Annotated in this window: 13 protein-coding genes; 5 read left to right on the top strand and 8 right to left on the bottom strand. The window is 62.5% G+C overall.

Going from position 1 to position 18,246, the window contains the following annotated elements:
- Positions 1 to 11: 11 nt before the first annotated feature.
- From MAIT1_RS20100 to MAIT1_RS20070, 7 genes are all read right to left on the bottom strand, one after another.
- Positions 12 to 599, bottom strand: coding sequence for a hypothetical protein (locus MAIT1_RS20100; RefSeq protein ID WP_143814978.1), 588 nt, complete (start codon positions 597 to 599; stop codon positions 12 to 14).
- Positions 586 to 789, bottom strand: a complete 204-nt coding sequence (locus tag MAIT1_RS20095) for a hypothetical protein (protein ID WP_085446795.1) — start codon at positions 787 to 789, stop codon at positions 586 to 588. The genes MAIT1_RS20100 and MAIT1_RS20095 overlap by 14 nt, the downstream gene beginning before the upstream one ends.
- A gap of 484 nt (positions 790 to 1,273) precedes the next feature.
- A complete protein-coding gene (gene hcp / locus MAIT1_RS20090; RefSeq protein WP_085446793.1) occupies positions 1,274 to 2,626 on the bottom strand; it encodes a hydroxylamine reductase in 1,353 nt (450 codons plus the stop codon).
- Positions 2,627 to 2,872: 246 nt separating this feature from the next.
- Positions 2,873 to 3,262, bottom strand: coding sequence for a hypothetical protein (locus MAIT1_RS20085; RefSeq protein WP_143814977.1), 390 nt, complete (start codon positions 3,260 to 3,262; stop codon positions 2,873 to 2,875).
- Between the two features lie 166 nt (positions 3,263 to 3,428).
- Positions 3,429 to 4,070, bottom strand: coding sequence for a LexA family protein (locus tag MAIT1_RS20080; RefSeq protein ID WP_085446789.1), 642 nt, complete (start codon positions 4,068 to 4,070; stop codon positions 3,429 to 3,431).
- Positions 4,071 to 4,350: 280 nt separating this feature from the next.
- The gene (locus tag MAIT1_RS20075; protein ID WP_085446787.1) at positions 4,351 to 5,874 is read right to left on the bottom strand and encodes a tetratricopeptide repeat-containing sulfotransferase family protein; all 1,524 of its coding nucleotides are present in this window, start codon (positions 5,872 to 5,874) and stop codon (positions 4,351 to 4,353) included.
- 52 nt (positions 5,875 to 5,926) lie between these two features.
- On the bottom strand, positions 5,927 to 6,406 hold the full coding sequence (locus tag MAIT1_RS20070; RefSeq protein ID WP_085446785.1) for a VOC family protein: 480 nt from the start codon (positions 6,404 to 6,406) through the stop codon (positions 5,927 to 5,929).
- Positions 6,407 to 6,623: 217 nt separating this feature from the next.
- Between MAIT1_RS20070 and MAIT1_RS20065 the strand changes: the two genes are divergently transcribed.
- Both MAIT1_RS20065 and MAIT1_RS20060 read left to right on the top strand, forming a co-directional pair.
- A complete protein-coding gene (locus tag MAIT1_RS20065) occupies positions 6,624 to 10,427 on the top strand; it encodes a PAS domain S-box protein (protein ID WP_158089650.1) in 3,804 nt (1,267 codons plus the stop codon).
- A gap of 16 nt (positions 10,428 to 10,443) precedes the next feature.
- Entirely contained in the window at positions 10,444 to 12,342 is a 1,899-nt protein-coding gene (locus tag MAIT1_RS20060; protein WP_085446781.1) for a hypothetical protein, read from the top strand.
- Here MAIT1_RS20060 and MAIT1_RS20055 read toward each other — a convergent pair.
- A complete protein-coding gene (locus MAIT1_RS20055) occupies positions 12,313 to 12,687 on the bottom strand; it encodes an Hpt domain-containing protein (RefSeq protein WP_085446779.1) in 375 nt (124 codons plus the stop codon). The two genes, MAIT1_RS20060 and MAIT1_RS20055, sit on opposite strands and share 30 nt — an antisense overlap.
- Before the next feature lie 305 nt (positions 12,688 to 12,992).
- Between MAIT1_RS20055 and MAIT1_RS20050 the strand changes: the two genes are divergently transcribed.
- The 3 genes from MAIT1_RS20050 (at position 12,993) to MAIT1_RS20040 (ending at position 18,212) form a co-directional block, all read left to right on the top strand.
- Entirely contained in the window at positions 12,993 to 14,036 is a 1,044-nt protein-coding gene (locus tag MAIT1_RS20050) for an IS110 family RNA-guided transposase (protein ID WP_085446777.1), read from the top strand.
- Positions 14,037 to 14,511: 475 nt separating this feature from the next.
- Positions 14,512 to 17,727 carry a response regulator gene (locus MAIT1_RS20045; protein WP_085446775.1) on the top strand — a complete coding sequence of 1,072 codons (3,216 nt, stop codon included), beginning with the start codon at positions 14,512 to 14,514 and terminating at the stop codon, positions 17,725 to 17,727.
- Positions 17,724 to 18,212 (top strand): nucleoside deaminase, encoded by a 489-nt coding sequence (locus MAIT1_RS20040; RefSeq protein ID WP_085446773.1) that lies wholly within the window; start codon positions 17,724 to 17,726, stop codon positions 18,210 to 18,212. The genes MAIT1_RS20045 and MAIT1_RS20040 overlap by 4 nt, the downstream gene beginning before the upstream one ends.
- The last annotated feature ends 34 nt before the right edge of the window (positions 18,213 to 18,246 follow it).

The following is an 18,246-nucleotide window of genomic DNA, read 5'->3' as shown; positions in this document are numbered from 1 at the left end:
GAAAAAACAGCTCAGGGTGTATTGCCTTTGCAGGCGGATTCGAGCAGGTACATCTCAGTGAACAGGGATTCGGGCGATTGAGGATAATGCCACAGCTTATATAATAAGGCAGCGTAAAGCTTTTGTGAAACAAAGGGGCCTTGTCTCGGTGTTTCGGCGCCGGGTTTATTCGGGTCCAGTTGCAGGCCCAGCAGCGCCATGGCGCTGTGGATGGCCAACACTTCATTAACGAAGATGGGATAGTGCGCCTCTTTGCGCTCTACATCCAAGAGTTGGATGGGACGCACCCGGCATAACCAGTGCAGCGTAAAACCGGCTTTCTTGTGCGGGTCGCCCAGGATAATGGCGTGGTCCGCTTTGTGGGCGTTCATGCTCAGAAAGTACTGGTAGCCAAAGATCGCCAATAATCCTTCATCCAAGCGCACGCCCTGCCATCGCTTGGCTATTTTCAGGCCTGCATAAATCTCGCGGATGCTCTCCAGACGATCCTTCAAACGCTTGCGCGCTTCAGGATCCTGATTGAGTTGCTCAACGCGCTGTTTGATCGTGCCTGGAATTTTGTATTGCTGAGGGGATGGCGAACCCTTATCCATTGCCAACCATCAACTCATCAAGCATATCCGCCTCATCCGGCCAGGAGGCGTAGACTTGAAGATTCGCCTGCGCCACTGCGCGTACGGCCTCTTCATCGGTAGGATCATCTCTATTGGGCTGCATCGCGCCTACAACCGCCAACACGCCGGGATGATCCAGCATGTCTTCATGCGAATCCTTGGCTTTATCGTCCATTGTTTGCTCACTCACACCTAACACACAGCTGCACTGAAAGTTGTCCAGATGACGAACTAGAAATAATAACATACGCACTAACACGATTCCATACAAATCATAATTCTGTCAGGGTCGCGGTTTCTTGCCTCATCATAAAATCCCAAAAGTTGTTCCGCGTGTTGCATGATCAGGTAGGATGTCACAATGCGCAGGAATCGCGAGGAAATCACGTAAAAGCGGCGTATCGTCAGCAAGAAATATGACGTGGCGGCTCCCGTCAGCCCCCTCTCTGCGTCGGGGAGCGCGCCACGCCAGCGCGCAGTGCGCGCGCGGTCAGCCGAGGGTCTCGGCTATGCGAGAGGGAGCGCACAGGGCGTCCCAAAGATCTCCATCCCCGCAGCGGCGCGGGAGCGCCGCTGCGGGGGCGGGGCGACCGACACGACCGGGGGTGATCGCGACGGCCCATGCGCCGACCATCCGGGGGAGGGTGGTCGGCCCGTGATCAGGCGGCTTTTTGCGCCGGAATCAACAGTGCGGCCAGATCGGTGTCGGCGTCGCCGGTCAGCTTCAAATTGAAGTTCTTGACCAGGAAGTCGAGGATCGCGCCATTGACGAACTGCGGCGCTTTGGGGCCGATGGTAATGTTCTGAATCCCCAGGCTGAACAGCGCCAGCAGGATGATCACCGCCTTCTGCTCCAGCCAGCTCAACACGATGGAGACCGGCAGTTGATCCAGCGGGGTGTCCAACGCTTGAGACAGCGCCAGGGCCAAGTGCACCGCGCCGTTGGAGTCGTTGCACTGACCCAGATCGATATAGCGCGGTAGTTCGGTTCCGGGCACGGTTCCGAAGTCGATGTCATTGAAGCGGAATTTGCCGCAGCTGGAGGTGAGGATCACGCAGTCCTGCGGCAGGGATTGGGCCATCTGCCGATAGTAGTCGCCGCCGCTGCCGGGGGCGTCGCAGCCGGCGATGACGAAGAATTGGCGAATCTTGCCAGCCTGCACCGCGTCGACAATCTGCGGGGCCAAGGTGAGTACGGTTTTGTAGTGGTGGCCGGTGACCACTTGGCTGTTGGCGTCGAAGCCGGTGACCTCGGGCAGGCTCAGGGCTTTTTCGATCAACGGGCTGAAGTCATCGTTGTCGATGCGCTGAATGCCTTCAATGCCGGTGACTTTGTAGCCGAACAGACGATCGCCGTAGGTGGAGCCCTTTTTCAGCGGCACGATGCAGTTGGTGTTGACCACAATGGCGCCGGGCCACTGTTCGAACAGTTTGCTCTGGTCGTGCCAGGCGCCGCCGATGTTGCCTTTGAGGTGGGGGTGGCGCTTAAGCTCCGGGTAACCGTGAGCGGGCAGCATCTCCGAGTGGGTATAGATGTTGATGCCCTTGCCTGCGGTGGCTTCCAGCAGGTCGGCCAACATGGCGAGGTTGTGGCCGGAGACCAGAATGGCGCGGCCTTCGGCCTTGTTCTGGCTCACCGGCGTGGGCAGCGGCGCGCCCAGACGGTTGACGTGGGCGTCGCTGAGTAGATCCATCACTTTCACGCCCGCTGATCCGATCTTCATCAGTTGGGCGATGTGCTGGTCAAAATTGAAATTGACGTTGGTCATGGTGAAGTAGAGGGTTTCGGCCACCACGTCATCCACTTCGACGGTGTCGGCGCCCAACTCGCGGGCGTGCTCGCGATAGGCCGCCAGCCCTTTCAGACCATACACCATGAGGTCCTGCAGGCGGGTGAGGGTGTCATCCTTGCCGCAGGTTCCCAGCGTCTGCCCACTGGAGCCGCAGCCATCCGGCGCGCTCATGGAGCATTGATTGCAGAACATATTCAAAGTCGTATCCGTACCGCCCATGAAACTGAATCTCCGTGACGAGGGGTGAGTCACGTCCTGCGGTTGCAGAACGGGGAGGGCGCAAACCAACCAATCAGCAGGCCTGTCATCGCGCATTCATTGCGTTACGTCATAACGCAATGAGTCAGCATGACGCCATGCCGTTGGCATACGGTCCGCCATCCAGCGTCCTCACCCTAAGCGGTTATACGGCGATCCGCTTTGACCTGGATCAAGGGGGCGATATTTTTTTCGCGCCGCTGCTGTTTAAGCAGCTTCGGTGTCGGAATCGGACTTTTTGTCCGCGCCATGGGTTGGTTCATGGGGCGGTGTGGGCAGGGCGAACTGTTTGGCCTGTTGGGCCAGCACCGCTTCGAACAGCGCTTCGGCGGCCGGACGCACGGCGTTGACCAGACAACTGATGCGTCCCTCCATGAAGGCGGCGGCGGCGGTTTGGCGGTAGGGTTCGCCCAGGCTCATGAACACCAGCTCCATATTGCCCTCCACCAGACAGTCGCGGATCAGATCGTCGCGCTCGTCGGTGGAATAGTCAGCAAGAATCAGATGAGCGAGTTGATGGCGTGCGCCGCGGTCCAGTTGCGACCAGTTGGTGATATCCTGATCAACCAGATCTTCCACGTACCATTGTGCTTTCATGTGCAACCCCTAAAAAAACTTAGTTTAATAAGCAAGGCGGATTCCCGCCCGTTCTGAGGGGTAGACTACAAGTTTGATGGTAAGCGAGTCAAGCAAGAATTGCAGATTTGCAGGATATGATAGAATTTAAGGAATTTTTATGCGCAGGGAGCCAACAAGCAAACAATCAATCCAGGTCGATAACGATTTGACGCACCACGCCGCAAATGGTGACTGGGCGACCGGTCAGATCCATGATGGGGTAACGGGGATTGAGCGGTTTGAGCAGGTACTGACCGCCTTCGATGATGAGCTGTTTGAAGGTGGCCTGCATTTCGTCATCCAGGCGGGCGACGACCAGAGAGTTATTGACCGCCTGTCGCGCCGGGTCCACCAGGATAATGGAGCCTTCGGGGGCCTGGGGCTCCATGGAGTCGCCCACCACGCGCAGGGCGAAGGCGTTTTCGCCGAAACGTTTGGTCACGTCGATCCAGGTTTCGGCGTCATTGGGTTGGTAAGTGTCCACCACATCGGACCAGTTGCCCGCCTGCACCCAGGAGATGAGCGGCAGACGACCGACGAAACCGGGGCCTTCGCGCACATCGCTTTTGACCGGTTCGGCGCGCATGGGGCCGGAGCCGGCGCCGAGCCATTCGGGTCGCACGCCCAGGTGTTGAGCGAACTCCACCACGCGGCCGGAGGTGCGGGATTTGCCAGAGCAGACGTGCTGCACCGCCTGCGGACGCAAACCCACGCGACGGGCCAACTCCGATTGCGACATATTGGCTTCTTTCAGGGCCAGTTTCAGGCGTTGGCTCAAATCGCTCATGGCGTCCCTCCTGCGCGACGAAAATTATAGTGATAATTCAACAGACATCTTAGCCGTTAAAGATTATTGTGACGGAAATTCACCCGGATCAACAAATAAACTGACATATTGCAGAAAGTGATGCAAGGAGATGCTGTGAAAATCTGATCATCTGATCACTAAACGTATTCTCATCTATTGTCGTCGGAAGCGTGAGAAACGCTATTCGGACAGAACAGCGATAGTTGCGCCAAAAAGTGGGAAAAAGAGTGGACGCCGGAGGCGTCATGGACAGGAGAAATCACTTTTGTTGGGAAGAGGCGTAGCCGAAGGCGTCCAGATAGGGTTTAAGAATCGGCATATAGGGGCGCAGGGTGTGCAGTTGCGCGCGCCAACGAGGGTCGGTGGGCGGCGGTTTGATGGCGGGCGCGCCCTGGGCGCCGAAACGGGCGCGATTGACCGGCGCGGCGCGCCAGGCGCGCACCGTATCGCTCCAGGGAACGCCGAGAAAATTCAGCACCCCCTGGGCGCACTGCAGAGAGTCGCCGGTCAACTGCTCATAGCGCACTGGCAGGGCGTGCAACTGCGGCAACGCCTGGGCGGTGCGCAGCCACAAACTCATGGTCTGGGCGTAAAGCTTGACGCTGCCCTCCAAGGTGAGCAACTGCGGGGCGTGCATGGTCTGCGGACAGCGGCGGGTGAAGGCCGACAGGCAGTGATCCGCCGGGTGGCGCAGCATCAGCAGGAAGCGCGCGCTGGGCAGCAGGCGGTGGATCAAACCCGCTTCATGGATATTGAGCATGCGTTTGACGATGAGTTGGGTTCCCGGAGTGAGTTCTCCCAGGCGGCGCTTGATGGCGTGGCGCAGCAGCATGCGCAGGGCGCGAATGCGATCGCCGTCCAACTGCGCAAGAACATCGGGCCACGCCCCCGGGCCGAGGGCCTTTTTCACATCCGCCAGCAGATCCTCCTCCCACGCCACGGCGATGCGCGGATGGGCGCATAGCACGCGCATGAGCAGCTCGCCGCCCGCCTGGGGAAAGCCCACCACGAACGTCGGCGCGGCGAACTCCTCCGGCGGCGCTGGGGGCCAAGTGGCGGCCCACTCCGGGCTGAAGCGGCCAATGGCGTGAATCAACTGCTTGGGCAGCGCCTCGCGATCCAGATTGCGCGGCAACTTGTGCAGACCAAACAGACGGTTGGCCTCATGAAAGCTGGCCATGGCTTGATCCGGTTTGCGTCCGGCTTCCTGGGCGGTGGCGAGATCAAAATAGTAAGCCATGCGCAGATCGGGATCCAACGTATGCGGGGCCACCCGCACCAAGCGCATCACCGCCTGCTCCGGCATGCCGCGGGCCACATCGCAGCGGGCGCGAATCAGCAGCGCCTCGGCAAAGCGCGGGTCGCGTTCCAAGGCGCGGTCGGCTTCGGTTTCGGCGGCGGCGGGCTGGCCGCGCTGCAACTGCATTGCCGCCAACCGCGTGTAGGGCAGGGGGTTGGCGGGCTCCAGCGCAGCGGCTTGCTCAAACGCCGCCTGCGCCGCATCGGCCTGATTGCGTCGCCCCAGCACCGTTCCCAGGCTCATCTGCGCCTGGGCGCTCTGCGGATTGGCCTGGGCGTTGCGCCGCGCCAGCTGTTCGGCGCGGTTCAGATCCCCCGCCGCCAACGCCAGTTCGCTCTGCTTGGCCAGAGCCAGCGGATGGTTGGGCGCGCTGTGCAATATGCGTTCGCACGCCGTCCACGCCTGCGCCGCGCGTCCGGCGGCGGCATGGGCGGCGCACTCCTGCAACAGGCGCTCGATGCGGGCGTCAGCAGGGGTGCTCATCGGGGTTTGTCAGCAAACAGAGTCATGGCGCGCTCGCATTGGTTAGCCGGATTCAGCCCATCTTTTTGGAGAGCTCCACCACAAAGGCGTCGGAGCGCAAGCGCAGCTCCAGGTCGCTCAACTCCTCCTGGCGCGTGGCGATGGACCACTGATAGCCAAACGGATCCTGCACCTTGCCCATGCGGTCGCCCCAATAGGTGTCCTCCAGCGGGAAGATCGCCTCACAGCCGGCGTCCACCGCTTGGGCATAGAAGGCGTCGGCGTCCGCCACATAGAGATAGAAGGAGATCGGCGAAGCCTTGAGCGCACGCGCCGAAACCGCCCCCCAGCGCGGATTCTCATCCGTCATCATGATGATGCTGTCGCCGATGCGCATCTCCGCATGAATCACCCCCTGGTTGTTGGGCCCTTTGATGCGCTGGGTGGTTTCGGCGTCGAACGCCTTGGCGTAAAACGCCAGCGCCTGGGCGCAGTTGGGCAGAACCATGTAAGCAGTGACGGTGTGGTATCCGGCAGGCTTGGGGTGAGACATGGAAAATCGCTCCTGCAAACGCTACGGCCCGCGCAGTGCTCTGCGTCAGAGCCGCCGGGAGTGTGGATCTCTACAAGCTGAAGATGACAAAGCGTAACAAATTCCGCCTGAATTTTCTGTACATGGGTGGATTGACAATGACAAACCTGGATAAAATTGGCTACCCTCTGTACAGAGAGTCAAGCTTTTGCAGGTATTTTGCGGGAAGAGTCCGTGCGTGGTTCCGCCTGCAAATCTTCAGGAGTTTAAGGGTTTGGGGCAAGAGCCGCGAGACAAGACCCGCATTCTATTGATTGATGACCAGCCGGTCACCTTCAAATTGATTGCGCGTATGCTGGAGGATACGCCGGACCTCGAGCTGCACTATTGCCAGAATCCATTGGAAGCGTTGGCGGTCACCAAGCAGTTGGATCCGTCGGTGGTGCTGATGGATATGGTGATGCCGGAGATCGACGGCATGGAGCTGCTGCGTCAGTTCCGCAGCCCCACCGGTCAGCGCCGCGTGCCCATCATCATGCTCACCGTGCAGGATATGCCGCATCTGAAAGCGGCCTGCTTCGAGATGGGCGCCAACGACTACCTGATCAAACTGCCCGAAGCCACCGAGATGCGCGCGCGTCTGCGCCATCATGGTCTGATCTACGAATCGCGCCAGCGTCACCGCATGCTGGAGGCGGCGCTGCGCGCCAGTGAAGAGAAGTATCGCAAGCTCTTCAACCACGCCCAGGACGCCATTCTCATCACCGACGCCGCCAGCGGCGCCATCGCCAACGCCAACTCCGCCGCCGCGCGCATGATGGGCCGCTCCACCGAACAGTTGGAGCAGATGCGCATCACCGATCTGTTCCCCCCCGAACACGCCGAGGAGTACGCAGCGCTGTTTGTCAACCGCGCCCACCAGAGCGGCCTGTTCAATCGCGAATTCAATATTGTGCTGCCCGAGGGCGGGACCACGCCGGTGGAGGTCTCCAGCGCCGACTTCGTGGTGGGCGGACGCCCCATGGTGCAGGGGATGTTCCGCGATGTGACCGAGCGCAAGCAGGCGCAGCGCAATCTGCACCGCGCGCTCACGCGGCTCTCGGAGAGCGAATCGCAACTGCAAGGGGTGCTGGACAACGCCGGCACGGTGATCTTTTTGAGCGATCTGGATGGGCGTTTTCTGCTCATCAACCGGCAGTTCGAAACGCTGTTCCAGATTACCCGCGAATGGGCGCGGGGGCGCGCCTGTGACGAGGTGATGAGCCCTGAAGCCGCGCGCCACTTCAGTCATCTGCAACAGGAGGTGGGGCGGCTGGACGGCCATGTGGAGAAGGAGATCTCCCTGCACCTGACCGATGGCCCGCACACCTGGGTGGCGGTGGGCTTCCCCCTGCGCGACGCCGATGGTCAGATGGTCGCCATCGGCGCCATTCTCACCGACATCACCCGCCGCAAACGCGCCGAGCAGGAGCTGCGCGACCATCGCGACAAACTCGATATCCTGGTGCGTGAACGCACCAACGAACTGGAGCGCGCCAACGCCGGTCTGCGCAGCAATCAACAGGCGCTGACGCGCCAGGCCAGCATCGTCGCCGCCAGCCGCGACTTGATGTTCCTGATGGACGATGGCTTTATCCTGCAGGCGGTCAACGACGCATTGCTGGACTATTTGAATCTGCCGCGCCAGCAGGTCGAAGGCGCCTCGGTGTTGACCCTGCTGCCCGAGCCCAGCGTCAAACTGGCCCATCGCAAACTCTCCGCCTGCCTCAAGGGCAAGACGGTGGATCTGGCCGTGGATGGGGGCCGCCTGGGTCTGGGCCGCTGCTGGCTGGAGGTGGCGCTGACCCCGTTCCGGCCCGAAGGACAGCGCATCGCCGGGGTGGTGGGGGTGCTGCGCGACGCCACCGAGCGGCGGCGCATCGCTCGCGAGTTGACCGAGAGCCGCCAGCGTCTGCAGGCGATTCTGGACCACGCCCCCACCCTCATTACGTTGAAAGACCCCGAGGGGCGCTATCAACTGGTCAACCACGCCTTCGAGCGTCTACTGCAGACCCGCGACCGCCATCTGGCCGGACGCGACGACCACGCTCTGTTCGCCCCCGATGTGGCCGAGCGCATTCAGAGCGCCGACCGCGCCGCCCTGGCCGGGGATGACGGCGCCAGTTTGAGCGAAGAGTCGCTGCCGGGACCGTTTGGCGATCACGATTTTCTGGTCAGCCGCTTTCCGCTGCACGACGCCGAGGGGCGGGTGGTGGCTCTGGGCAGCATCGCCGCCGACATCAGCGACCGCCGCCACACCCTGCAGCAGTTGCAACTGGCCGCCAGCGTGTTTGAGACCGCCGCCGAGGGCATCCTCATCACCGACCGCACCGGCTGCATCCAGGACGTCAACCCCGCCTACAGCAACATCACCGGCTATGCGCGCCAGGAGGTGCTGGGCAAGAACCCCCGCATCAGCAAATCCGGGCGTCATGATGAAGCCTTCTACGCCGAGATGTGGCGTCGTCTCATCGACGAGGGGCGCTGGAGCGGCGAGATCTGGGACCGGCGCAAGAATGGCGAGCTCTACCCCAAATGGCTCAGCATCAGCGCGGTGCGCGACGACGAGGGGGTGATCAGCCACTATGTGGGCATCTTCTCGGACATCAGCGACATCAAGGCCACCGAGCAGGAGTTGGAGCATCTGGCCTACTTCGATCCGCTGACCACGCTGCCCAACCGCATTCTGTTCAAGAATCGCCTGACCCATGAGTTCACCGCCGCCAAGCGTCACGGCGCGCGGGTGGCGCTGCTGTTCCTGGATCTGGATCGCTTTAAAAAGGTCAACGACAGTCTGGGCCATACGGCGGGCGACACCCTGCTGGTGGAGGCGGCGCAGCGCATCAACAGTTGCGTGCGCGAGGTGGACACCGTGGCGCGCATGGGCGGCGACGAATTCACCGCCATTCTCACCGACATCCGCCGCAATGAGGACGCCGCCACGGTGGCGCGGGACATCATTGCGCGCCTGCGCGAGCCGTTCGTCATCAACGAACAGAACGTCTATGTGGGCGCCAGCGTCGGCATCAGCATCTATCCCGACAACGGCATCGACTTCGATACGTTGACCAAAAACGCCGACGCGGCCATGTATCGCGCCAAGGAGCGCGGGCGCGGCGCCTACGCCTTCTTCACCGAAGAGATGCAGGAGCAGGCGCGCGAGGCGTTGAGCCTGGAGGACCATCTGCGCCAGGGCTTCGCCAATGGCGAATTCACCCTGCGCTATCAACCCATCATCGACCTGCAGAGCGGCGATCTGATGGCGGTGGAGGCGCTGTTGCGCTGGCAGTCGCCGGATCACGACGAACTGGTGCTGCCCGAAGAGTTTCTACCGCTGTGCGAGGAGACCGGCCTGATCGCTCCGCTGGGGGCCTGGGCGCTGCGCGAGGCGTGCGAGCAGGCGTTGCAGTGGCGTCGCCAGGGCGCGCCAGCGTTGCGGGTGGCGGTCAATCTGTCGGCGCGGCAGTTCCAGGAGCGCGGCTTTGCCGGGCTGGTGGAGGAGACCCTCTACGAACTCGACCTGCCCGCCGAGGCGCTGCTGCTGGAGGTGGCCGAGAATGTGGTGATGCGCAACCAGAAGGGCGCCAACGAGACCTTCGAACGCTTGCGCGGCCTGGGCGTGGGGCTGGCGTTGGATGATTTCGGCGCCGGTTACACCTCGCTGGACTTCATCAAACGTCTGCCGGTGAGCATGCTCAAGCTGCACCAACGCTTCATCGATGGTCTGCCCGGCGACAAGGCCGACGCCGCCATCGTCGAACTGGTGGCGGGGTTGGCGCGCAATCTGGACCTGACCCTGGTGGCCGAGGGGGTGGAGCAGGCCGAGCAGGCCGAGTTCCTGCGCAAAGCCGGGGCGCAGAGCGCGCAAGGGTTCCACCTCTGCCGACCCATGCCGCCGCTGGAGTTCCTCCCGTTGCTGCGTCGCGTGACTGAGGAGTTGGATGGCGACTGGCGACAACTGGCCGCCCTGAGCGTGGCCGCCGACGCCACCGTCGACGCCTGATGCGGGCGGCGCCGCCATGACCCATCGGGTGATCATGCTGGCGTTGATTCTGCTGCTGGCGGGGGCGGTGCGATTCGCCGGGCTGGAGCGCCACTTCGCCCATGTGGACGATATCGGCGTGGCGCATACCCTGCTGTTTGAGGAGGAGTCCTTCAAACAGAGCTATCTGGCCGAACACGAAGCGGCGTTTGAAGCCAGCGCCCGTGGGCCGCTGGATCGCTTCAAAATCGGCGTGCGGCGCTTTCTGGCCAACGAAGTGGCGGAGTACGCGCCGCCGCTGTGGGACGCCTTTCGCATCTCCAGCTACTGGACCTACGCGCCGGCGCAATTTCTTCTGACCAGCGCCCTGCTCAAGCCGGGGCAATCCTACCGCGATGTTCTCCTCAACGGACGCTTGCCGCCGTTTCTGTTCGCCATGCTGGGGCTGGCGCTGCTGGTGCTGTTCTATAGCATTGGGCCGTGGCGCGGCGCGGGCGCGCCGGAGCTGCTGCTGGGGGTGGCGCTGGCGGCGTTCTCCATGGAGAACGTCATCTACGCCATGCAGATGGAGAGCTACGCCATCGGCGTGTTGTGCATGAGCGCGCTGATGGCGCTGCTGATGGGGTTGGGCGCGCGCCCGGCGCCCGGCGTCGGCGCCATGCTCGCCTTGGGCGGCGTGGCTGGCGTGCTGATGTTCTGCCAGTACCAGACTCTGTTTCTGCTGCCGCCGCTGTTCTTCGCCCTGGCGTGGCGCTGGGGTTGGGCGGCGCGGGTTCCTCTGCTCAAGCTGGCGCGTGGATTTGTGATCAGCGGCGCGTTGGTGGTCGTCGCCTTTGCGGCGCTGTTCAACACCTTTCTGTGGCGCTTTACCGGCGCCTCCGGGGTGCACTGGAACGCCGGACCCCATGGCGAGTTCAAATATGTCGGCCCCAGCGTGGCCGATCCCGGCGTAGGGGATCATCTGGCCAACGTGCTGCGCTTTCTGGCCGAGACCCTGCCGGTGCTGATCACCGATATGCTCTCCTTTGCGCCGGAAGAGGGCGTGGTTTACGCCATATTGCGCGTACTCTTGCCGCTGCTGGTCGCATTGGGGCTGCTGGCGCTGTTGCGCAGCGCCCAGCCGCAGCGGCGCATGCTGGGGCTGTTCTTCCTGGCGGTGTGGGGGATGTGGATTCTGTTGGCGCTGGTGGGCAAGATCACCCTGGGGCCGACGCGCCACTCACTGATTCTATTGCCCATGCTGGCGGTGTCGGCGGCCCATGGCGCGGTGGTCGCCGCCGCGGGGATTGGCCGTCTGTTGGGGCGCGACGGGAGGCTGTGGAGCGCCCGCGCAGCGCTGCTGGGCGGCGGCGCGGTGACGGCGCTGTTCATGGCGCAGTGGCCCGCGCAGATGCAGCTGCGCATCGATCCGTTCGATCCAGCGCGCCTCACGGCGCAGTTGCAGGATCTGGGGGTGGATGCGCTGATCGGCTACGGCCACACCTACAATCCGCTGCTGTTTGCCGATCTCAACCGCTTCTACCCGCTCAAGTATCAGCCCGACCACTACAAGGATCGCAGTCCGTGCGTCAATCGCTGGATGCTGCGTCGTCCCGGTCCGGTGCGCAGCGTGGCCCTGGTGAGCCACCGACTGCCGCTCACGGCGGGACGCTTCGGCAAATACGCGCGCTGCATGAACAAAGCGCTGCCGCCCGGCCAGCGCATCTCCGACCGCTACAGCGACTATGCGGTGGTCTATAGCGAGGAGCGGCCGTCAGCGCGGGAGGTGGAGTTCAGCGGCAAAACCGCCAATGGGACCAACGGCTACTTTCTCACCGTGCTGGCGCGCCGCATGACGCCGCCCAGTCTGGCCCCGCGCAATCCCGATCTACGCGAAATCGAGCATACTCCCACGGGCGCCGGGAGGTTACCAGGCCACCGCGCTTTGCGGCTGTAGAAACACCGAAATACAGGCCGAGCCGTGTTGCAGATCCTGTTTGACGCGGTTCAACTCCCGCCGCCACTCCGGCGTGGGGGCGCTGGCCAACAGGCGCTCCTGCAGCGCTTGCGCCTGTTGTCCGGGGCCGGGCAGGCCGACGCTGTGCAGGGAGCCGGAGAGGGCGCGCAACTGCTCGGCGGCGCGCTCCCAGGCGCGCGACGCCAGGGCGCGGTCGATCTGTTGCAGCAGATGCGCGGCGTTCTGTTCGAACAGCCGCACCAAGCGTTGCAGCGCGGAGTCGCCCAGGCTGCTGCGCATCTCCATCAGATGGCTCCAGTTGATCAATTCGGTGGGTGCGGACATCGCTTGCCTTTCCCATTGTAATCAATGCAGTGAGAAGAGGAAAAATCGCGCGGTGGTAAATCGGCGCGGGATGGCGAACGGACTATAGTCGCTTGAATTCAGAATGACACAAATCCAAACACGCAATGTTTGCGTGACGTAGGCCCGGCTTGCGCTGACTATTGGCCGTCGACTGGTCGGCGGCGGGGTCTGGGGGCTGCGCCCCCAGCGGGTGTAATGGAATGGTCCGCTCCGCTACCCAAACGGCCTCGCAATGGGCCAAGATGGTGATGTGTTTTTCCATCTAAACGGAGTCGGAGCGGACCATGGGCAATCATATCGAAAACGGACAGGTACGGGTACTGGGGATTGATCTGGGCAAGAGCGTGTTTCAGTTGCATGGCGTCGATGCGCGCGGCAAGAGCGTTCTGAAACAGCGCTTGAAACGAGATAAGTTACTGGAGTTCATGGCGCAACTGCCGCCGTGCCTGGTGGGGATGGAAGCCAGTAGCGGCGCGCATCACTGGGCGCGGAAATTTCAGGGATATGGGCATGAAGTGCGTTTGATGGCGCCGCAATATGTGAAGCCCTACGTGAAGCGGCACAAGAACGACAGCGTGGACGCTGAGGCGATATGTGAAGCGGTACAGCGTCCGAATATGCGTTTTGTGGGGATCAAAAGCGTTGCCCAGCAAGAAATTCTAGCGTTGCATCGGGTGCGCAGTCTGGCGGTGAAGAACCGCACGGCGTTGGTGAACCAGATTCGCGGACTGCTTGCCGAGTATGGGATTGTCTTTCCCAAGAGCATCAAGCAGGCGCGGCGGGCGATTGTGCTGATTTTGAGTGATGAGAGCTCGGAAATGAGCGCCAATTTTCGCGTAATTCTGGAGGATGAGCGCGATGAGCTGGCGCATTTGGATGAGCGCATCGGCAAATATGAGCGTGAGATTGAGGCGCTGGCCAAGGCGGAGCCGCAGTGTCGATTGCTGATGACGATCCCGGGAGTGGGACCGATCACGGCGACGGCGCTGTTGGCGTCGGTGGGGGATGTGCGGGCGTTTAAGAATGGCCGGGAGCTGTCGGCATGGATAGGGTTGGTTCCAAATCAGCACTCCACAGGGGGCAAGGCGTGGCTGACGGGGATCAGCAAGCGGGGAAACGGTTATCTTCGCACCCTGTTGATTCATGGGGCGCGGGCGGCTTTGCGCGTGTGTGAAAACAAGCCGGATCGCCGCAGCCAATGGGTGGTGTCGGTGTCGGAACGCCGCGGCGCGAATAAAGCGGTGGTGGCGCTGGCCAACCGCATGGCGCGCAGCGCGTGGGCGATGCTGGTGAAGCAGGAGGCCTATGGGGCCAGCGCCGCTGTGTAGAGAGAGCGCAATACAACTCTAAAAGAAAACAGGCCGATAAGGAAAGAGAAAGAGATCCCACCAGCCAGGTTGCGAGAGAGAGTCGAGATTGATGGCGTGAAACGGCATAGCCCTGCGTGGTCAAGAACCTGTTTCGCCCAAGGGCCCATAGAGGCCGAGGGTGTGTTGAGGAGGGCCACGCGCAAATTCCATCAGGGCCAGAGGGCGACAAGCCCCTCATCAACAGGCCGGATACATGGGCGCGACTAAGCCTCACACATCAGTGGACATTTTCTCTTGCCGTGGCGGAGCGGACCATACATGGGCGGAGCCCACGGTGTGGCTGTTGATCTTGGGAGCTCGAGGGCATAGCCCTCGATATCTTCCAGCGCCCATATGTTCACTTTTGGATGCTAGCGACTATATCGTGTCGGTGCGAACGGTGGCACAATGACGCAATGAATTGACAACGAAGTGGCGTTCAACGGTTTTCTCTATGAAACTGCGACTCAGTCTGTTTTTGCTGGCCATGATTGTGCTGACCGCCGCCACGGTGGGGTTTGGCGCGCGTCAATTGGCGCAGGACCTCTCCAATCAGCAGCGCGATCTGCGCATTCGCGAAACCCAGCGCGAGTTGCAGAACAAATTCCGCTCCTTCGACCTGTTTATGCAGGATATCGAAGAGGAGATGGATCAGCGTCTGAAGAAGGTTCTGCCGAAGCTCGCCGAGCGCATCGCCGACGGTCCGGCGCCCGCCCAGTGGAGCGCCTCGGCGCTGTCGGCGCTGGCCGCCGAATTCGCGGTGCGCGACATCTACCTGATCAACGCCGATCTGACCGTCTTCAACACAACCTTCGCCCCCGATATCGGGCTGAACCTGGGCAATCTCTCGCCGCAACTCAAACGGCAGTTGCAATCGGTGATGGGCAGCGGACGGGTCAGCGTGGACCGCATGTCCATGTCCAACAAGACCGGCATCATCAAGAAATACGCCTATTTCGGCGTCAAGGGGGAGCCCCTCATCGTCGAAGTCTCGCTGAATATGTGGGAGGGCGCCGAGACCTTCGGCAGCGTGGCGCAGAAACGCTTCTTTCTGGAGGAGTTTTTCCAGAGTCTGGTGGACAGCAGCGACATCCTGTTGGAGATGGATCTGTTCATCGCCGATGATCTGGCGCAGTGGTCGCTGCTGCATGAGGGGGTTCCCATGGATCCCGCCATCGCGGCGCAGTTAGCCAAGCAGGATCGTGTGGAGATCGTCGAACCCAACCGCTTGACTCTGTATAACCGCTTGCCGCGCCGGGATGTGATCAGCGGATTCCGCTTCTACAGCAAAACCGTGTTCGACAGCGCCGGGCCCAGCGCATTCATGCAGGAGATGACCAACCGCACCATCGTGTTGACGCTGGGCGTGGCGCTGTTGGCGTTCCTGCTGGTGGACCGGGTGATCTTCCGCTGGCTGTTGTCGCGGGTGGCGGCGCTGGATAGCGGCATCCGTCGCATGGCCAAGGGCGATCTGGACGCCGAGCTGCCGGATGAAACCGATGACGAATTGGGCCGCATCGCCACCGCCATCAACTATCTGGCCCGGCAGGTGCGCGCCCGCGAAGGGGAGCTGCAGACCGCCAAGGAGGAGCTGGAGCAGCGTGTGGCGGAGCGCACCGCAGAGCTGCAGGAGTCGATGGAGACGCTGGCCGAGCGCGAAAGCCGCTACCGCTATCTGGTGCAGCACGCGCGCAGCATCATCCTGCGCTGGAAGCCGGATGGAACCATCACCTTCTTCAACGAATACGCCCAGGAGTTCTTCGGCTACGGCGAAACCGAGGCGCTGGGGCAGACCCTCTATCAGACCATCGTGCCGCAGTGGGAGACCGGCGGACGCCATCTGCATCAGCGCATGCGCGAGATCGCCGAGCATCCCGAACGCTTCCAATATCACGAAAATGAGAACGTCTGCCGCGACGAGCGCCGTGTATGGGTGGCGTGGTCCAATCAGGCGCTGCGCAACGCCGAGGGGGAGGTGACCGAGCTGCTCAGCGTGGGCGCCGACATCACTCACCTCAAACGGGTGCAGCAGGAGTTGATTCTGGCGCGCGACGCCGCCGACGCCGCCAACCGCGCCAAAAGCGAATTCCTGGCGGTGATGAGCCATGAGATCCGCACCCCCATGAACGCCATTCTCGGCATGGCCGAACTGCTGGCCGAGACCGAGTTGAGCGATGAACAAGCGGGGTATGTACGCATCTTCCGCAGCGCCGGCGACACCCTGCTGGCGCTGATCAATGACATCCTCGACCTCAGCCGCATCGAAGCCGATCGCATGGAGCTGGAGAAGAGCGAGGTGGACCTGGAGGAGCTGTGCGACGAGATCGTCGGCATCATGTCGGCGCGGGCGCGGGCCAAGGGGCTGTCGCTGACGGTGGAGACGCAGCCGGGCATGGCGCTCACCCGCTGGGGCGATCCGGCGCGCTTGCGCCAGTTGCTCATCAATCTGACCGGCAACGCCATCAAGTTCACCCGCGAGGGGGGCGTGCGTCTGATTGTCTCCGAGCCCACTCCCGGTTGGGCGCGGTTGATGGTGGAGGATAGCGGCATCGGCATCGACCCGGAGAACCAGGCGCGGGTTTTCGAGGTGTTCAAACAGGGCGACGCCAGCGTCACCCGCCACTATGGCGGCACCGGTTTGGGGCTGGCCATCTGCCGCCGTCTGGTGGAGTTGATGGGCGGCAGTCTGTTGGTGGAGAGCGAACCGGGGCGCGGCAGCCGCTTCTTCTTTACCGTGCCCATGGAGGTGGTTGAACGACCCACGCAGCAGTGGGATGAACCGCATCAGTTGCAGAGTATGCGCGTGATGCTCTCCGGGGCGGGACGCTATGCCGCGGTGGCGCAGAGTCTGTTGCAGGAGGCGGGCGCGCGGGTGATGCGGCACAAGGGGTGTGTGAGCCCGGAGGATCTGATTGCGCATCCGCCCGATGTGCTGATTGTGGATCTGGACGACGGCGGGCATGATGAGGGTCTGGCCTGTCTGCAGGCCACGCGCGCCCAATTCAGCGCCATTGAGTTGCCCATTGTCGTGTTCACCGCGGAGCAGAATCAGATTCTCAGCCAGCGGTTGCGGGCGCTGCAGAGCCTGGTGCTGATCAAGCCGGTGCGGCGTCGCGATCTGCTGGCGGCGCTGCGCGCGGTGATCCACGACTCTCCGGTGATCCATGAGACGACGCCAGCAATCGAGGCGCGCGCCGACAATGTGCGTAGCGAGATCTCGTCTGACGCCGGGGAGACAGCGTCCAAGGGGCCTGCACTGCGCATTCTGTTGGCTGAGGACTCGCCCGATAACGTCTTGCTGATGAAGTCCTATTTGAAGAGCGGGCCCTATGTCGTCACGGTGGCGGAGAATGGCCGCGCAGCCTTGGAGCAGGCGCAGACGCAGGCGTTTGATCTGGTGATTATGGATGTGCAGATGCCGCAGATGGATGGTCTGGAGGCGACCCGGCGGATTCGCGCTTGGGAGGCGCAGACGGGGCGGGCGCGTTTGCCGATTCTGGCGTTAACCGCCCACGCCATGGCGGAGGATGCGCGCAAGAGCCAGGAAGCCGGTTGCGACGCCCATTTGACCAAGCCGATCCGCAAAGTGACGCTGTTGCAAACCATTGAACAATTGGCGGCGCGTAACGCCGAAACGGGCCCCATGGCGACGGCGGAAGAGGACACATGACGCTGACGCCTGAACAACACGCCCTGCTGAGCCGCGCCGCGCAGCTCTCTGAGGAGAAGATGCGCGCCGGTTGCGGCGGTCCCTTCGGCGCCCTGCTGGCGGACACCCAGACCCACGTCATCATTGCCGAAGGGTGGAACCAGGTGACTTCAGGCAACGACCCCACCGCCCACGCCGAGATCAGCGCCATTCGCGCCGCCGCCCAGGCGTTGCAGCGCTTTGACCTGTCGGGGCTGACCCTCTACACCTCCTGCGAGCCCTGCCCCATGTGTCTGGCCGCCGCCTACTGGGCGCGGGTGGACGCCATCATCTACGCCAACACCCGCCAGCAGGCGGCGCAGATCGGTTTTGATGATGAGTGGATCTATCAGGAGGTGGCCAAGCCCATTGCGCAGCGCAGCCTACCCATGCGCCATGCGCCCCTCAAAGAGGCCGAAGCGGCATTCGCGCACTGGCGGGAGTGGGCGGAGAAGACGCCCTATTGATCAAGCTGCGCAGGCGTGGCGGGCTCCAGAAGCG

The sequence above is a fragment of the Magnetofaba australis IT-1 genome (genome assembly GCF_002109495.1).
In the GTDB taxonomy this organism is placed as follows: domain Bacteria; phylum Pseudomonadota; class Magnetococcia; order Magnetococcales; family Magnetococcaceae; genus Magnetofaba; species Magnetofaba australis.
Note: the sequence above shows the minus strand (reverse complement) of the source record. Positions and strands in the feature narration are given on the sequence as shown.